A 16501-nucleotide genomic window follows, 5' to 3' on the forward strand; every position below is an offset into this window, starting at 1 on the left:
CCCGGTTCCCCGCGCGCCCCGCTCCCGCTTCCCGGAGTACGCCCCTCCCCCGAGGGCCGCTCCGCCCATCCCCCCGTTCCCCATGACCGGCTCCCCGCGCCATGCCCTGGCGCGGCTCCATTCCGGAATCACCGAACCGACCGGACACACAGAACAGTCCGGACGCACAGAACAGTCCGGACGCACAGAAAGAAAGGTGCATCACACATGAACGCCTGGCCGCGCACCCGAGTCGCGGCGCTCCCCGCACTGCTCGTCACGGGACTCACCCTCGGCGCCTGTGCGACCCAGCCGGACGCGCCCGAGCCCGCCGGAGCGGTGTCCGCCCCCGCCACGCCGGCCGCGCCCGCGCGAGCGGCGGGCCCCGTGACGGATCCTCTCGTCGCCACCTACGACGGCGGGCTGTACGTCATCGACGGCAAGACCCTCCAGGTCGCTGCCGACATCCCGCTCCCGGGCTTCAACCGGGTCAACCCGGCGGGGGACGACCGGCACGTCCTGGTTTCCACCTCGACCGGGTTCCGGGTGCTCGACGCGCTCTCCCCGGAGCTGAAGAACGACGAGTTCGCCGCGCCCAAGCCCGGTCACGTCGTACGGCACGCCGGCAAGACGGTGCTGTTCTCCGACGGGACCGGCGTGGTCACCGTGTTCGACCCGAAGGACCTCGCCTCCGGCGGCCTGCCGAAGGGTGAGACCTACACCTCGGCCGCGCCGCACCACGGCGTGGCGATCGAGCTGGCGGGCGGCGAGCTCGTGACGACGCTCGGCACCGAGGAGAAGCGGGTTGGCGCGCTGGTCCTGGACCGGGAGCGCAAGGAGATCGCCCGCAGCGAGAGGTGCCCCGGCGTCCACGGCGAGGCCGCCGCGAAGGACGAGGCCGTCGTGATCGGCTGCGAGGACGGCGCGCTGCTGTACAACGGCGGGAAGATCCGCAAGATCAGCAGCCCCGACCCGTACGGACGGATCGGCAACCAGTCCGGTTCGGAGGCGTCGGCGATCGTGCTCGGCGACTACAAGACGGACCCCGAGGCCGAGCTCGAACGCCCCGAGCGGGTCTCGCTCATCGACACGGAGTCCGGCTCGCTGCGGTTGGTGGACCTCGGCACGAGCTACACCTTCCGCTCCCTCGGCCGCGGCCCGCACGGCGAGGGCCTGGTGCTCGGCACCGACGGCCGGCTCCACGTGCTCGACCCCGAGAAGGGCGAGGTCGTGGACCGCGTCGAGATCATGGGCGAGTGGCGGGAGCCGCTTGAGTGGCAGCAGCCCCGCCCGGCCCTGTTCGTGCGCGGCGGCACGGCGTACGTGACCGACCCGGCGAAGCGGGAGCTGCACGCGATCGACATCGAGTCGCGGAAGAAGCTGGGAACCGTGGCGCTGCCCGCGTCGCCCAACGAACTCAGCGGGGTCGTCGGCTGATCCGGCGTCCGGAACGACGGCGATGACACCGGCCGTGGGCGGCGTGGCCCACGGCCGGGCACGTGCTCCAGACGTGCGGCATGCATCGCGCGCGTCGTGGCGCGTCCCAGGGGCGGCGAGCGTCTCTCACACCACCTGACCCGCCCCTTCGGGGCACCCGTTTCCCGGCCGGCATTCGTCCGCTTGGTCCGGGAAATCCGGTTGACCTCGTCAATAGGGTCGCTCTCGTGCTTCCCGTAGCTGAGACCGAAGAACAATACGACGCGATCGATGCGGCGGACCTGCGCGCAGGGGTGCTGGCGCTCTGTGAACACCTCGGGCTGACGGGCGACGTCGTCGCCTTCGACGAGGGCTCCCTGCCTGTCTACGCCATCGGCGACGATCTGGTCGTGAAGCTCTACCCGCCGCTCCACCTGAAGGAGCTGTACGTCGAGCGGGACGTGTTGCACGCGTTGGAGGGCCGCCTGTCGATCCCCACCCCGGGAGTCAAGGACGCGGGTGAGTTCCACGGCTGGGGCTACATCTTCATGGAGCGGCTGCACGGCGAGGACCTCAAGCGGGCGTGGCCGAAGATCCCGCGGCACGAGCGCGAGCGCCTCGCCGTACAGCTCGGGACGGCTCTCGCGGAGCTGCATGCCGTCACCCCGCCGGAGGTGCTCGGCCCGGCGGACTGGGCCGCCTTCTGCGCCGGGCGCGCCGCGGCCACGGCCGGGGAGAACCGGAGCCGCGGCCTGGACGAGGCGTGGCTGGCCCAGGTCCCGGGCTTCCTGGCCTCGATCGACCTCGAGCCGGACGAGACCGTCCTGTTGCACACCGAGTTCATGCACGTTCACGTGCTGGTCCATGAGGAGGCGGGCGCCTGGAGGCTGTCCGGCGTGTTCGACTTCGAGCCCGCGATGCGCGGCGCTCGCGAGTACGACCTGGTCGCCGTGGGGATCTTCCTCACCCGGGGCGACCGGTCGCTGATGCGCGCTTTCCTCGACGGCTACGGCTATCCCGAGGAGCGACGGGCGGCGCTCCCCCGCACGGTCATGGCCTACGCCCTGCTGCACGTGTACTCACACCTGTCGTGGTACCTCCGGGAGGTCCCCGCTCCCGGCGCCGTCACCTTCGATGAGCTGGCCGACCGCTGGTTCGGCGTATAGGAAAGCCGAGCCCGCCCGGGTGCTCGGGTCTGTGAATCGACCGCGATGCGGCGCCGGCGGCGGTCCGCGCGGTCGATCAGACGCGTGGAGGCGCTCGGCCACTCGCGAAGACGCGGGTGAGAGCAGGTAGGGGCCCGGACCTCGTGGAGAGGTCCAGACCCCGGACGACTCAGCAGCCGTTGGTCACGTAGCAGCCCTTCACGTACCACTGACCGCTGTAGTAGGCGCCGCTGGTGACCTTGCTCGTGCCGCCCAACGAGACCAGGGTGCCCGGCACGTACGAGCAGGACGAGGTCGAGCAGAAGTAGCCGTAGACCCGGAAGTAGGTCTCAAGCCCGCTGGTGCACTTGACGCTCACGGAGTGGTCGGTGCTGGCGGTCTTGGAGCAGCTGCTCACCGCAGCCGCGGGGGAGGCGGTGCTGCCGACGAGGGCGGCGGCCCCGAGAACGATACCGGCGACGCTGGAAAGGATCTTTTTCGTCACAGGCGTTCATGATTGTCTGTCAGGGCGACCTTTACAAGAGGGAGTGGAACTTATTGCCAGATTTCCTCGACCGAAATCACGGGCCCGCATTCGATCAAGGCTGCGACCTGGGCCGACTCGCCACTTCGGGGGCTCGTCGCACAGCCCCGAGCGCATGGCCCGGCAGGCGAGTTCGGAGGCGCCTGAAACCCAAGGACGCACACCCCGTCGGACGACCACCGGGGTGTCAGGGCAGGGCGTACCTGATTTTGATGGCCCGGGCTTCCGACTCGGCCACCTCGCGCGGTGTGCGGGCCAGCGTCTGACGCAGGTCGGAGACGATCTTGTCGGCCGCCCCTCGTACGCGCGTACGGTGCTGGGCGAGCTGCGCGTCGAAGCGTTCGGCGGCCGGTCCCGTCCACACCGTGCCGGAGCGGAAGTCCTGAAAGGGGCCTTCGACGCCCTGCTCGATCTCCCGAACCAGCGGCTCGACACGACGCAGCGCGTCCCCCAACGCGTCGTACAGCGGATTGGGCACCATCTCGGCCATGTGTCAGCCCGCCCCCGGAGAAACAGACACGGCCCTGCCCGATGGCCCATCGGCATCCCTGACCGAGCAGGGAGTCGGACGGAACCCACGACGGCCTCCGGTCGCCCGTGTCGTGCGGGAGGACCGGCCGACCGGCGACGACCGCTGGGCGGCCGGCGACTGCGGGGACATCGGCGAAGGGCTCGGTACCAGGTGCGTCATAAGGGCAGCGGGCTCCACAGCGGCCGGCGGAATTCAACTGATCCGACAGCCCACCCTATTTTCCGCAAAACCATTTCGTAAAGCTCTATGCGCGGATTTCGCCTTTACTGCCAGACATCGCCTTCAGCCGAAAAACGGCCCAGCGGATAACCGGAAACGCCCCGGACACCCCTCATCCCGCCGCCCGCGGCCAGTGCCAGCCCAGATTCGTCAGGAGAGGGGAGGTGAACTCATCCCACGCGAGTTCGCCTTTCAGCAGTCCGGCGATGGCGTCACCGCACGTCGCTATCGCACTGCTGTTGATGAACCCGCTCGATCCCGCGTACCCGCAGGGCGCGAGGACGTCGTCGGGAACGATCGGGCCGAAGGACCGCACGCGCGTGTTCACGCGTTCGACCAGTTCCAGCACCATCGCCACCCGGTCCGGGTCGTCGCCGACATGCTCGTCGAGTCCGGCGCTCATCCATCCGTGAAATCCCTCATCGGTGGCCTGCCAGTGCCAATACTTGCGAGCCTCGGCCAGCCAGTCCGGCGCCTCGGGATACGCGTCGGCCTCCAGGCACATCAGATGAAGCCAGATCGCAGCATAGGTGTCAACGGACCAGAACCCACGCTCTCGGTACTCGATGAACGATCTCGGCATGAAGGTCCCGATTCCATAGCGTTGTGGGCTGATCGGCACCCGGACGGAAGCACCTGAAAGCAGGATGCCGGAGGGAACCCTCAATTGTCAGGACAATTACCGACAGGCCGCCCCTGTTCCCGGCTGCGGGCGAAACCGTCCCGTGCGACGGCGTGGCCCCACGTGCACGCGGGACGCCTTGCCGCGATGCCGATGCCGATGCCGATGCCGACAGCCGACAGCCGACAGCCGAGGCCACGCGCGGGACGGGGCCTCGGCTATCGGTGTCCAACTTCCCCATTACGCCTGGGATGCGGCTCGCCGCGGCGCGGACGCGTGCCCCGCGCCTCTCACGCTTCCCGAGCCCCGCCCGCCGTCAGCCAACCTCGACACTGTCGAGCACGCCGAGCGCGTCGGGCACGAGGACGGCCGCGGAATAGTAGGCGGTGACGAGATAGGAGGCGATCGCCTTCGCGTCGATGCCGGTGCACCTGACGGACACGCCGGGCCGGTACTCGTCCTCCAGCCCCGTGCGGTGCAGGCCGATCACCCCCTGGTCCTCCTCTCCCACGCGCATGACGAAGATCGAGCTGAGCCCCCGGCGGCTGATCGGGATCTTGTCGCACGGCAGGATCGGCACGCCGCGCCACGCCGTGACGGTCGCCTCCCCCGCCTGGACGGAGTCCGGATATATCCCCCGGCTGTTGCATTGCCGGGCGAACGCGGCGATCGCCCGGGGATGGGCCAGGAAGCAGTGCGACTTCCTCCGCCGGCACAGCAGCTCGTCGAGGTCGTCGGGGGTGGGCGGGCCGGTGCGGGTGTGGATCCGCTGCCCCAGATCCGCGTTGTACAGCAGGCCGAACTCCCGGCTGTTGACCAGCTCGTACTCCTGCCGCTCCCGCAACGCCTCGATCGTGAGCCGCAGCTGCTGCTCCGTCTGGTTCATCGGCTCGTTGTACAGATCCGCCACCCGCGTGTGCACCCGCAGAATCGTCTGCGCCACACTCAGCTCGTACTCCCGCGGCTCGGCCTCGTAGTCCACGAACGTCCCCGGCAGCGCCACCTCCCCCACATGACCCGCCGCCAGCTCGATCTCCGCCTCGCCGTGCCGGTTCTGCCGGGTGCGGGAGCCGGACGCGAACCGTCCCACGTGCGCCCGGAGCGGGCCCGACCGGTCGAGCAGCTCCAGGAACACCTCGACGGGCAGGCTGAGCACCGTGCAGGCGGTGCTCGCCGTCGCCGTGAACCCCCAGGTCATCGCCACGCCGGACAGCGCCTGCGCGCCGAGGTGGTCGCCGTCGGCCAGCACGCCGAGCGTACGGGAGCGCCCGTGCTCACCGGCGGCGGTGACGTCCACCTTGCCGTGCGCGACGACGATCAATCGGTTCACGGGCTCCCCCGCGGAGACGAGCACCTGGCCGGGCGCCGCCTCGCGCTGGACGAAGCGCTCGGCCAGCGCGTCCATGACCGAGAGGTCCGCGAAGCCGCGCAGCGCGGGCAGCTCTCCCAGGCTGGAGGGGACGATCCTGACCCGCCCGTCCGCCGAGGTCACCATGACGCGGCCGGCGCCGGGCCGGTGGTTCCGCCGCCGGTTCACCCGGTACGTCCCGCCCGCGACCTCGACCCAGGGCAGGACCCGGAGCAGGTGCCGGGGGGAGATCTCCTGCATCCCCGGCGCCGACTTGGTCGTCGTCGCCAGGTTGCGCGCGGCTTCGGTGCCGAGGCTCAGCCGGGGATCCCCGGCGTCGTTCCCGCTCATCGGCTCACACCACCGATCCCAGGAGGCGCGCGGCGGCGGTGCCGAGGCCCGTCGGACCGTTCGGCACCGCTCCTCTCGGCACCGGATACCTCAGCTCGGACTCCACGTACCGTCGGGTCCGCTCGTGCCACAGCTGGATCGCGGCCATCCAGTCCTCCAGGCCCGCGACGTACGCGGTGAGCGCGGCGCGCGCCCCCTCGTCCAGGCCGTAGTCGTCGAACAGCACGGGCAGTTCGGTGGCGACGAGGTGCTGGAACTGGCGCAGCCGCGACGCGATCAGATCGGTGACGACGCCGAGGGCCCGGCGCGCGTCGCAGGCGAAGAAGTCCTGCACGACGAGGACGCAGTTGTGCAGCTCCCCCTCGTACTGGACCTCCTTCTGGTACGAGTAGACGTCGTTGATCAGGCAGCCGACGTCGGCGGTCGCGTTCTCCAGGCCCAGCATCGTGCGGCTGCCATAGATCTCGGCGGGCACCCGCAGGTCGTTGACCGGGCGGGACAGCGCCCGGGTGAGGTCCGATCCGAAGGTCCGGCGCCGCATCTCCATGTAGTCGACGGGATCGGGGATCCGGTTCTGCATGTGGTTGGCCAGCTCCCAGAGCCAGCTCTCCGTCATGCTCTCCACCCCCGTGCGGAACGCGCGCCGGGCCTCCATCGTCATTTCGGCCGCCGTACGGGCCCACAGGTCGCCGAGGCTGCGCTCCACCGGGTTCGCCGGAGGCGGGGTGACGCCCAGGTCCAGCGGCATGAACGCCGACAGCCGCTCGTTGAACACCCGGGCGCCCGCCATGTCGCCGGTGGGGCCGAAGATCACGGGGAAGTAGTCGTCGCCGTACGTCCCCCAGGTGAGCCACTCCGCCGAGAGCGTCAACTCGTGCGCGGAGACCTCCGGATCGATCCTGGCCGAGCACAGGGCGAAGTCGAAGCCCTCGTTCTGCCGGGCGGTCCACAGGCCGGGGCCGGGCACGCCCGGGATCGGGTCGTAGAACCCCATGCGCCCCGCCCAGGCCAGGCTCTCCCGGCGCGCCGTGTCCAGGTGCGGGTTGACCCGCACCGGGTACGGCAGATTGATCCCGTCCCTGGGCAGGGGCTCCACCGGCTGGTAGCGCCGGTGGGTGAAGCTCCGGATCCCGCCCGGCCCGCGCACGCCGGCGGCGAGCCGGATCCGCGTGGACACGGTGCCGAGCCCGGTGGGCCCGCCGAGCACCCGGCCGGCCGGCGCGTGGACATCGTCCGAGCCCGAGGACGAGGACGAGGACGACCCGTTCATGTAGCGGCTGGACCGCATGTGCCACTCGTGCCCGCCCGACTGCCAGTCCTGCAGCCCCTTGACGTACGCGAGGACGGCCAGCCGTTCGGCCGGATCCAGCGCGTACTCCTCGAAGAGCGGCGGCAGCTCGGTGAGCGCCGTGTTCTCGAACTGGTGCAGCCGGGAGGTGAGCAGGTCGTTGACGGCGTCGGCCGCCTCCTGTGTGCTGTGGCCGAGGAACCGCTCGAACACGAGGATCCCGTTGCTCAGCTCGCCCTCCTCCTCGACCTCTCGCTGGTAGGAGAAGATGTCGTTCCGCAGGTGGACCGCATCGGCGAAGGTGTCCCTGAGCACGTGCAGGGGACGCGTCCCCGCGACGCGGGCGGGGATCTCGGCGCCCACCGCGTGCTCCACCAGGTTCGCCGACCACGGCGCGCCGCCGACCCTGCGCCGCATCTCGATGTACTCCATCGGGTTGGCGACGCGGCCCGCGTCGATGTTGGACAGCTCCCACAGGGACTCGTTCAGCAGGTTCGCGGTGCTCTCGATGAACCTGCGCCGCCAGTCCGCCGACATGCCGGGGACCGTACGCGCCCACAGGTCGGCGAGGCCGCGTTCGACGGGGTTGGCCGGCTCGGGCGTCTCCACCCCGTCCCGGGCGGGCATGAAGGCCGGGAGCCGGTCGAGGTACTCCTTGGCGCCGGCCGCGTCGCGGCTCCGCTTGTACACCTCCAGGAAGTGGTCGTCGAAGAAGAACACCCAGACGTACCAGTCCGTGATGAGGTCCAGCTCGTCCGCCGGGGCGTCCGGATGGATGTAGGCGCACATCAGGCCGTAGTCCATGGTCTCCAGGAGCCGCTCGTCCCAGACGCCGAGTCCGGGGTCGAGCATGCCCATGTCCCGGGCCCATTCCCTGGTGTGCGCACGCGCGCCCTCCAGGTGGGGGTTGAGCCGGGCCGGGTACGGCACGTAGAAGTCGGGAAGCTCGAAGGGTTGCCGCATCATCCGCCTCTTCGCCGGTCGCTAGCCGATCTCGACGCTCTCGAGGACGCCGAGGGCGTCCGGGACCAGGACCGCCGCCGAGTAGTAGATGGTGACCAGGTACGAGATGATCGCCTTGTCGCTGATGCCCATGAACCGGACCGACACTCCGGGCTGGTACTCGTCCTGCAGCCCGGTGCGGTGCAGCCCGATGACGCCCTGGTTGGCCTCGCCGGTCCGCATCGCGAGGATCGAGCTCATCCCGCGGTCGCTGACCGGGATCTTGTTGCACGGCAGTATCGGCACCCCACGCCAGGCCGGGACCCGGTTGCCGTGCATTTCCACGGTCTGCGGGTAGATGCCGCGGCTGTTGCACTCCCGGGCGAACGCGGCGATCGCGCGCGGGTGCGCCAGGATGTAGCCCGGTTCCTTCCACACCTTGGCCAGCAGCGCGTCCATGTCGTCGGGGGTGGGCGGGCCGGTGCGGGTGTGGATCCGCTGCCCCAGATCCGCGTTGTACAGCAGGCCGAACTCCCGGCTGTTGACCAGCTCGTACTCCTGCCGCTCCCGCAACGCCTCGATCGTGAGCCGCAGCTGCTGCTCCGTCTGGTTCATCGGCTCGTTGTACAGATCCGCCACCCGCGTGTGCACCCGCAGAATCGTCTGCGCCACACTCAGCTCGTACTCCCGCGGCTCGGCCTCGTAGTCCACGAACGTCCCCGGCAGCGCCACCTCCCCCACATGACCCGCCGCCAGCTCGATCTCCGCCTCGCCGTGCGCGTTGACGGACCGGCCGTCGGCCGGCTCCCTGCCGTCGAGGTACTCCCGCAGCCCCGGCGACTGCGCCGCGACCTCCTGGAACGCTCCACGCGTCAGGGCCAGCACAGTGCACGGGGTGACGGCCTTGGCGGTGAACTCCCACGCGGCCGCCTCGTCGGTCAGGCCCCGGTCGCCGAGGTGGTCACCGTCGGCCAGCACGTCGGCCACCGTCTCGGCCCCGTACGCGCCGGCGGCGATCCGGTTCACCTTGCCGTGCGCGATCAGCACCACCCGGTCCGCCGGCGCGCCCGCGTTGACGATCACCTCGCCCGCCTCGAACTCCCGCTGGGTGAACCGCCCGGCGAGCGCCTCCAGCACGTCGGTGTCGTCGAAGCCGCGCAGCGTGGGCAGCTCACACAGCTCGGCCGGGATGACGCGGACGTCCGCGCCGGTGGAGACGAACGTGATCCGCCCGTCCCCGACGGCGTAGCTGAGCCGCCGGTTCACCCGGTACACGCCGCCCGTGGCCTGGACCCAGGGGAGGATCTTGACCAGGTGCCGGGAGGTGATCTCCTGCATCTGCGGCACGGACTTGGTCGTCGTGGCCAGGTTCCGCGCGGCGGCGGTGCCGAGGCTGAGCTGCGCCTGCTCGTTGGAGGAAACGGTCTCCGTCATGACGTGAACCACCTGTTCTCTGTCGGTTTCCTGGGCGTGCTCGCGAAACGCGCGGCGAGGGTCGGCTTTCTCGGCGCACGGTCAGGTTTCGCGTATGGGGTGTCGTCTGGTCCGCGTGCGGGCGCGCGACGCCGGCCGTGCCGTACGGCACGGCCAAGGGGCGCCGCGGCGTCAGCGGGTGCGGTGGATGAGGCCGTCGGCCAGCATGGCGAGCCCGGCACTGGCCTCGGGGCCGATCGGCGCGGAGCGGAGGACCTGGAACGCCTCGCGGGCGCGGTCGTCGATCATGAGTTCCACGTGCGCCAGCGCCCCGGTGTCGATCACGATCTGCCGCACGCCGGCGGCCTGCTCCTCCGTCAGCTCCGGGTTGCCGTGCCAGGTGCGCAGATGGGCCACCTCGGCGGGTGAGCCGTGCTGGAGCGCGTGCGCGATGAGGATCGTGTGCTTCCCCTCCCTGAGGTCGTCGAGCACCGGCTTCCCGGTCCGCGCGGGGTCGCCGAACATGCCGAGCACGTCGTCGCGGAGCTGGAACGCCTCCCCCAGCGGGATGCCGAACCGGGAGTAGACGTCGAGCAGGGAGGGGTCGGCCCCGGCCAGCGCGCCGCCGATCTGCAGGGGGCGCTCGACGGTGTACTTGGCCGTCTTGTAGCGCACCACGGTGAGCGCCTGCTCGACCGTCGGCAGGTCGCGGACCTGGGCGAGGATGTCGAGGTACTGCCCGGCGATCACCTCGGTGCGCAGCCGGTCGAAGAGGGTCCTGGCCCGCTTCAGGCGGGACGGTTCGACCCCGCTGCCGGACAGCAGCTCGTCGGACCAGGCGAGGGTGAGCGTGCCGAGCAGGATCGCCGCCGCCTGACCGAACGAGCGGGCCGCGAGCCCCGGGTGCAGCCCGGCGAGGCTGCGGTGCATCGTCGGACGGCCCCGGCGCAGGTCGCTGCTGTCCATGATGTCGTCGTGGATGAGCAGGCCCGCGTGGCACAGTTCGAGCGCCGCGCCCGCCGAGACGATCTGCTCGCAGTCCGCTCCCCCGGCGCCCCGCCACCCCCAGTAGCACAGGAGCGGCCGGACCCGTTTGCCTCCGCCGAGGATGAAGCCGCGCAGCAGCCGGTAGGCCGTGGTCACCTCCGGATCCGCCACCGGGGCGGCGTGGTCGTCGAGGAACCGGGCGAGCCTCTCATCGACCAGCGTTCGCATCCGGCGAGCGGTCTCACCGGCGGTCTCCTCCGCCCCGCCGACCGCCTCGGCGAGCGCGCTGCCGGCCGCCTGCCCGATCGACGCCTGGTCACTCTCCACCGTCATCGTCCGTCCCCTCAAGGAAGCTCCGATGCACAGGACGCTATTGATCGGCTACAGCGCGCGGAAGGTGCCATTCCGGAGAGTGGAACGGTCCCGGCGGCCGCCCCCGCCCCACGTGCGGAGATCCGGATCCATAACATCTTTGATACGCAGTGTGGTGATTCATTGCCATGGGTAATCATGGTCTGGCGAATCCAGCAGCCGGAGTTTGCCCTCACTTCTCCCGTAAGGTGCACACCGACAGAATGCCGCGAACCATCACCCATCAGGGGTCGTCGTCCCTACCGCGACCGCTCCCCGCGCCGCCACCGATCGCACCGAACGAACCGGGGCCGCTCGAGAAACCGGGCAGCCTGGAGAAAGGGATCACGCTCCTCGCCTCGCTGAGCGCGGCCGTCGAGCCGATGAGCCTCGCCGAGCTGTCCAGGAAGACCGGGCTGCCGAAGACCACGGCCTACCGCCTGCTCGGCGTCCTGTGCGCCAAGGGCCTCGCGCAGCGGATCGGCATCGACTACGCCATCGGCGACCGGCTGGCCACCCTGGCCGGCCCGGGGCCGCGGATGATCCCCGGCACGCGCCCCCTCGTCCTCCCGCACATGATCCGTCTCTACGAGCGGACTCGGCAAACGGTCAACCTGGCCGTCGCCCGAGGCTTGGAGATCGCCTACGTCGAACGCGTCTACGGCCACGATCGGGTGAGCTCGCCGTCCGACGAGGTCGATCGCGCCCCGCTCCACTGCACGGCGAGCGGCAAGGTGCTGCTCGCGTTCGACCACGGGCTCAACTCGGCCTTCCACGACCGCGGGACCCTCGACCGCATGACGCGGCGCACGATCGTCGGGCACGCCGCCCTCGACCGGGAGCTGAGCGTGGTGCGCCGCCGGGGCGTCGCCTATTCACGCGAGGAGTTCGCCGAGGGCGTGGTCTGCGCGGCCGCGCCGGTGTTCGACGGCGACGGCGGCGTGCGGATGGCGGTGAGCGTGGCGTGCCCCTCGCGGTCGGCCGTGTCGGGAGAGGTCACCGCCCTGGTCAAGCAGGCCGCGCAGGCCATCTCCGCCACCGTCGTCACCGCCCTGTCCGCGATGACGCCGCGGACACGCCCCGACGGGCCGCCCGCGTCCTTCCTCTGAGTACGCCTTCGGAGCGGACGGCGCCCGGGTCCGCGGAACGTTCCCACCGCCGCCCACGCTCCTCCCCGCACCGGCCGAGCGCCGCGACGGTGTTCCCGAGGAGGGGAAGATCCACCAGGATTGCGGAGGGCCGTACGTCCGCCGCTTGTCACGCGGGCGCGGCCGCCTGCCCCCGAGACGAGGAGATCCGGTGACGTTGCCCTTCGACGCGGTGCTGTGCGACTTCGACGGCGTGCTCAGGTTCCACGACCCCATCGCCCAGGCGCGGATCGACGAGACGTACGGGCTCGCGCCCGGCACGGTCCTGAAGACGGCGCTCAGCCCGGCGCTGATGGGACCGGCCTCGCTCGGGCTGATCACCTGCGAGGAGTGGGAGGCGTCGCTCGTCACCGCGCTCGCCGACGTCCTCGGCTCGGCCGGGCGCGCGGCGCGCCTGGTCGAGGAGTTCGCCGCCGTGCCGTTCTGGATCGACGAGGAGGCGCGCGACCTGCTGGCCGAGGCGCGGCGGCGAGTGCCGGTGGTGCTGGTCACGAACGCCACGACCCGACTGGAGGAGGAGCTCGAGCACCTCGGCATGGTCGGCTTCGCCGACGCCGTCGTCAGCAGCGCCCGAGTGGGGGTGGCGAAGCCCGACCGTCGCATCTACGAGATCGCCGCCGAACGCGCGGGCGTGGCTGTCGAGCGCTGCCTGTTCGTCGACGACCGGCCCGAGAACGTCGCCGCCGCCGTGGCGCTCGGCATGACCGGCGTCGTGTACGGCGGGCCGGCGGACCTGCGTGCGGCGCTCGCCGCTTCCGGATCGCCCGCGCGGCGGGACCCGGCTCGGTAGTCCCCGTATGCGAGCATGATCGCCGGGGGGCTCCAGAGTGATCGGGGAGAAATGCTTCGCAAATTCGTGCTGGCCGCGGCCGTCGCCGCCGGGCTTTCGCTGACTGCGGCGCCGTCCTGGGCGGCCGCCGCTTCCACGCCGTCCGTCGCGGCCGTATCGTCCAGCGCCGCGTGCGTGCCCGGATCGCCGTGCGCCGCCGCGCTGTGCCCGCCGGGCACCGTCTGCGTCCCGGCGCCCAAGCAGTGCTTCACCCTGCCCTGCCCGCAGTTCGACTGCGTCCGGGTGGACGACTACAGCCGGTGGGGCCGTTGGAGCCCGTGGGACCGCTGGGGCCGGAGGGCGTCGCTCCTGAACCTCGACCTGAGGCTGGGTCTGCGACTGTTGTGACAGGCGGACCGCCTCGCCCGGCCGGAGGCCGGCCGGGCGAGGCGACGGGACGATGAGCGCGGCCCGCCCGACCGGTTTCCCCGGCGGTGCGGGCCGCGCACATGTCCGACGTCCGCACCGGGCGCCCCCTTCACGCGCGTTCCGGCAGGCGTCCACGCCGGCTCGTACGACGTCGAGCGCGCGGGGACGCGGGCGTCACAGGCCGAGGCGGACGGGGAGCCGCGCCAGACGCCAGGAGCCGGGCAGGACCTGGCGTTCGAGCTCCTCGGCCGGCACCGCCAGGCGGAGGCCGGGGAAGCGGCGGGTCAGCGCCAGGAAGGCGACCTCGCCCTCCTGGCGGGCCAGCGCCGCGCCGAGGCAGTAGTGCAGGCCGTGCCCGAACCCGACGTGGACCTCGCGCCTCCCGTCCGGCTCCCGGGTGATGTCGAGGCTCTCCGGATCGTCGAACCGGCGGGGATCGTAGTTGGCCGAGACGAGCAGGGCCATCACGGGCTCGCCGCGCCGCACCAGCGTCCCTCCGATCTCGACGTCCTCGGCCGCGTACCGGATACGGGTGCCCTGCACGGGTCCGCACCAGCGCATCAGCTCGTGGACGGCGCGCGGCGCCAGCGCCGGATCGGCGCGCAGCGCGTCCCACTGGTCGGGATGGGTCAGCAGGGCCGCCGTGCCGTTGCCGATCAGGTGGGCGGTGGTCTCGTGTCCGGCCAGGACCAGGGTCAGCACCATCGTGACCATCTCGATGTCGCTGAGCCGGTCGCCGTCCTCGTCGTGGGCCCGGATCAGCCCGGTGAGCAGGTCCTCGGCCGGCCGGGCCCGGCGGCGCTCGATCAGGTCGTGAATGTGGTCGATCATCTGGCGCAGCGGCTCGTTCAGCGCCCCGGGCCGGAGGGAGAACAGCGCCCTGCCCCAGTCGTGCCACTGGGGGCGGTCCTCCTCCGGGATGCCGACCAGCTCGCAGATCACCGTGATCGGCAGCGGATACGCGAACCCCTCGATGAGATCGACCACGCCGTCCTCGGCGAGACCGGGGAGCCGGTCGAGGAGGTCGTCGGTGATCTGCTCCACACGTGGACGCAGCTCCGAGACGCGCCGCGCCGTGAAGGCCCGGGAGACCAGCCGGCGCAGCCGTATGTGGTCGGCGCCGTCGGCGTCGAGAACGCTGTCGAGCACGTACCGGGCGTACTCGGGCGGGATGCCGCGAGCTTTAATGATCTCCTCGCGGATGTTGTGCGCGTCCCTTCCCGGCACGTTCGCCGGATTGTTTACGAACCGCTGGTCGCTCAGCACCGTCTTGACATCGTCGAACCGGGTGACCAGCCAGACCGCGGTGCCGAGGCCGGCGAAGACGGCGCGCGTGAGCGGGGCCTCCTCCCTGATGCGGGAGTACCCCCGGAACGGGTCGCTCAGCAGGGCGGGGTCCATCATGTCGACGGGACCGGTGGTGCTGGGAGTGCTCATCGTCGCCTCCATCTGGCGTGTCAGATGCGTTTCTGCCTGCCGATCTCCTCGTTCAACCGGTCGAGCAGGCTCTGGTGGAGATCGGCCACTCGCGGCGCCACCGCCGCCGCCTCCTCCGGCGCGCGCGGCGTCTCGAAGGCGGCGCGGACGACGTGGGCGACCATGTCCGCGTTGTCCGCGACGCTCACGACGTCCGAGGGAAGCATGGGCTCGATCATGAGGAACCCGGTCAGCACGGCCACGAACGCGTGCCGCAGCGCGGCCGGGGACCGCTCTGGAACGATCAGGCCGTGTTCGCGCAGGAGCCGGACATAGCCGTCGAGAGTCCGCTCCCGGACCTTCATGAGATCGCCGATGACTTCGGCGGCGCTCCTGCTCAACGTGCCCAGGGTCTCGAGGTCGCCGGTGAACATCGCGCGGACGATCGGGTCCTCGTGGACCCACAGGTAGGCCGTGACGGCCACCCGGCTGGGCAGGACCGCGGACGGATCGGCCCGGATCTCCTGGACGAACCGCTCGACCATCCTGCTCTGGGCCCGCATCAGGACCGTGAGGAACAGGACCTCCTTCGTGCTGAAGTGCAGGTAGACCGTGCCCTTGCCGACGCCGGCGCGGCGGGCGATGTCGCCGACCGTCACACGCGGGTACCCCCAGGCCACCAGCAGCTCCCCGGCCGCGTCGAGGATCCGCTCCGCCCTCCGGTCGCGCTCGGCCTCGGCCTGGCTCACCGCTCCGAGATCGACCTGTGTCACGGTCACCCTCCCGTACCTTCCGCCTGACCGGGCGCGCCGGGGCGGGTGGCCGCCCCTGCTCGCGCCCCCGGGACCGGGGTACGGCGAGCCGCGTCCGGAAGGTCGTGACCGAGATGAGGAATCCGGTCATCGGGTCAAACGTAGGCCCGATCCGCCTTCCTGACAACGGCCTTCACGCCACGAAATGCTCACCGTAGAGGAATGGAGAAGGTGACGTACAGGCGCGGCCCCGTGTCGACACCGGCGGGCGGGCTGTGGCAGCGTTCGGTCGGGCGCTGCGGTCGTCGCGCGCCTGACCTCCGATCCGCATAGACCGCCCAGAAACCAACCCGGAAGGCCGTTCATGGACATCTCGACCGCGGACCTGTACGACGAGCGCGAGGCCGAGTTCGACTCCTGCGACCTGCAGTTCCGGCAGTACGGCGGGCGCCGCTCCTTCCGCGGCGTGATCGCGACGGTGCGCTGTCACGAGGACAACGCCCTCGTCAAGGCGGTCCTGTCGGAGCCGGCGGAGGGACGGGTCCTGGTCGTCGACGGCGGCGGATCACTGCACGCCGCGCTGATCGGCGACGTCATCGGGGGCATCGCTGTGGCCAACGGCTGGGCCGGAGTGGTCGTCAACGGCGTGGTCCGCGACGTCGCGGCGTTGCGCGGCCTCGATCTGGGCGTCAAGGCGCTCGGCTCCAACCCCCGCAGGGGCACCAAGGACGGCGTCGGCGAGCGGGACGTCCCCGTGACCTTCGGCGGCGTGGTCTTCCGTCCCGGCGCCGAGCTGTTCAGCGACGACGACGGGATCCTCGTCACCACGGCGTGAACTCCGCGCCGTTCC

At 71.1% G+C, this 16501-nt stretch carries 15 protein-coding genes; 6 read left to right on the plus strand and 9 right to left on the minus strand.

The features are described 5' to 3' along the window. Positions 1-207: 207 nt before the first annotated feature. Complete coding sequence (gene aztD, locus AWQ68_RS29145) at positions 208-1416, plus strand: zinc metallochaperone AztD (RefSeq protein WP_066946220.1); 1209 nt, start codon at positions 208-210, stop codon at positions 1414-1416. 227 nt (positions 1417-1643) lie between these two features. After that, positions 1644-2561 carry a phosphotransferase family protein gene (locus AWQ68_RS29150; RefSeq protein ID WP_066946223.1) on the plus strand — a complete coding sequence of 306 codons (918 nt, stop codon included), beginning with the start codon at positions 1644-1646 and terminating at the stop codon, positions 2559-2561. Between the two features lie 169 nt (positions 2562-2730). On the opposite strand, the gene AWQ68_RS29155 is transcribed toward AWQ68_RS29150, so the two are convergent. The 7 genes from AWQ68_RS29155 to AWQ68_RS29185 all read right to left on the minus strand — a co-directional run bounded on the left by AWQ68_RS29155 (position 2731) and on the right by AWQ68_RS29185 (position 11119). After that, complete coding sequence (locus AWQ68_RS29155) at positions 2731-3045, minus strand: hypothetical protein (protein WP_066946227.1); 315 nt, start codon at positions 3043-3045, stop codon at positions 2731-2733. A 226-nt stretch (positions 3046-3271) separates the two neighbouring features. Further along, positions 3272-3574, minus strand: a complete 303-nt coding sequence (locus AWQ68_RS29160) for a hypothetical protein (protein ID WP_066946230.1) — start codon at positions 3572-3574, stop codon at positions 3272-3274. Positions 3575-3947: 373 nt separating this feature from the next. Then, on the minus strand, positions 3948-4502 hold the full coding sequence (locus AWQ68_RS29165) for a hypothetical protein (RefSeq protein WP_157545865.1): 555 nt from the start codon (positions 4500-4502) through the stop codon (positions 3948-3950). Positions 4503-4773: 271 nt separating this feature from the next. Next, positions 4774-6156 (minus strand): family 2B encapsulin nanocompartment shell protein, encoded by a 1383-nt coding sequence (locus AWQ68_RS29170; protein ID WP_066946236.1) that lies wholly within the window; start codon positions 6154-6156, stop codon positions 4774-4776. A 4-nt stretch (positions 6157-6160) separates the two neighbouring features. Further along, positions 6161-8410 carry a terpene synthase family protein gene (locus tag AWQ68_RS29175; RefSeq protein WP_306306842.1) on the minus strand — a complete coding sequence of 750 codons (2250 nt, stop codon included), beginning with the start codon at positions 8408-8410 and terminating at the stop codon, positions 6161-6163. 18 nt (positions 8411-8428) lie between these two features. After that, positions 8429-9820: a family 2B encapsulin nanocompartment shell protein gene (locus AWQ68_RS29180; RefSeq protein WP_066946240.1), complete on the minus strand. Its 1392-nt coding sequence runs from the start codon at positions 9818-9820 to the stop codon at positions 8429-8431. Positions 9821-9991: 171 nt separating this feature from the next. Beyond that, on the minus strand, positions 9992-11119 hold the full coding sequence (locus AWQ68_RS29185) for a polyprenyl synthetase family protein (protein WP_218007083.1): 1128 nt from the start codon (positions 11117-11119) through the stop codon (positions 9992-9994). A 242-nt stretch (positions 11120-11361) separates the two neighbouring features. Between AWQ68_RS29185 and AWQ68_RS29190 the strand changes: the two genes are divergently transcribed. The 3 genes from AWQ68_RS29190 (at position 11362) to AWQ68_RS42860 (ending at position 13462) form a co-directional block, all read left to right on the plus strand. Next, on the plus strand, positions 11362-12246 hold the full coding sequence (locus AWQ68_RS29190; protein WP_066946242.1) for an IclR family transcriptional regulator: 885 nt from the start codon (positions 11362-11364) through the stop codon (positions 12244-12246). 190 nt (positions 12247-12436) lie between these two features. Next, positions 12437-13075, plus strand: a complete 639-nt coding sequence (locus AWQ68_RS29195) for an HAD-IA family hydrolase (protein ID WP_066946245.1) — start codon at positions 12437-12439, stop codon at positions 13073-13075. A 51-nt stretch (positions 13076-13126) separates the two neighbouring features. Further along, positions 13127-13462: a hypothetical protein gene (locus AWQ68_RS42860; RefSeq protein ID WP_066946248.1), complete on the plus strand. Its 336-nt coding sequence runs from the start codon at positions 13127-13129 to the stop codon at positions 13460-13462. A gap of 195 nt (positions 13463-13657) precedes the next feature. Here the strand turns inward: AWQ68_RS42860 and AWQ68_RS29205 are convergent, their stop codons facing one another. Next, on the minus strand, positions 13658-14920 hold the full coding sequence (locus AWQ68_RS29205; protein ID WP_066946458.1) for a cytochrome P450 family protein: 1263 nt from the start codon (positions 14918-14920) through the stop codon (positions 13658-13660). A 20-nt stretch (positions 14921-14940) separates the two neighbouring features. Then, complete coding sequence (locus AWQ68_RS29210) at positions 14941-15678, minus strand: TetR family transcriptional regulator (protein WP_084464517.1); 738 nt, start codon at positions 15676-15678, stop codon at positions 14941-14943. Between the two features lie 337 nt (positions 15679-16015). Between AWQ68_RS29210 and rraA the strand changes: the two genes are divergently transcribed. Beyond that, positions 16016-16486, plus strand: a complete 471-nt coding sequence (rraA, locus tag AWQ68_RS29215; protein ID WP_066946250.1) for a ribonuclease E activity regulator RraA — start codon at positions 16016-16018, stop codon at positions 16484-16486. Positions 16487-16501: the final 15 nt, after the last annotated feature.

This window comes from Microtetraspora fusca, assembly GCF_001570365.1.
Classification (GTDB): Bacteria; Actinomycetota; Actinomycetes; order Streptosporangiales; family Streptosporangiaceae; genus Microtetraspora; species Microtetraspora fusca.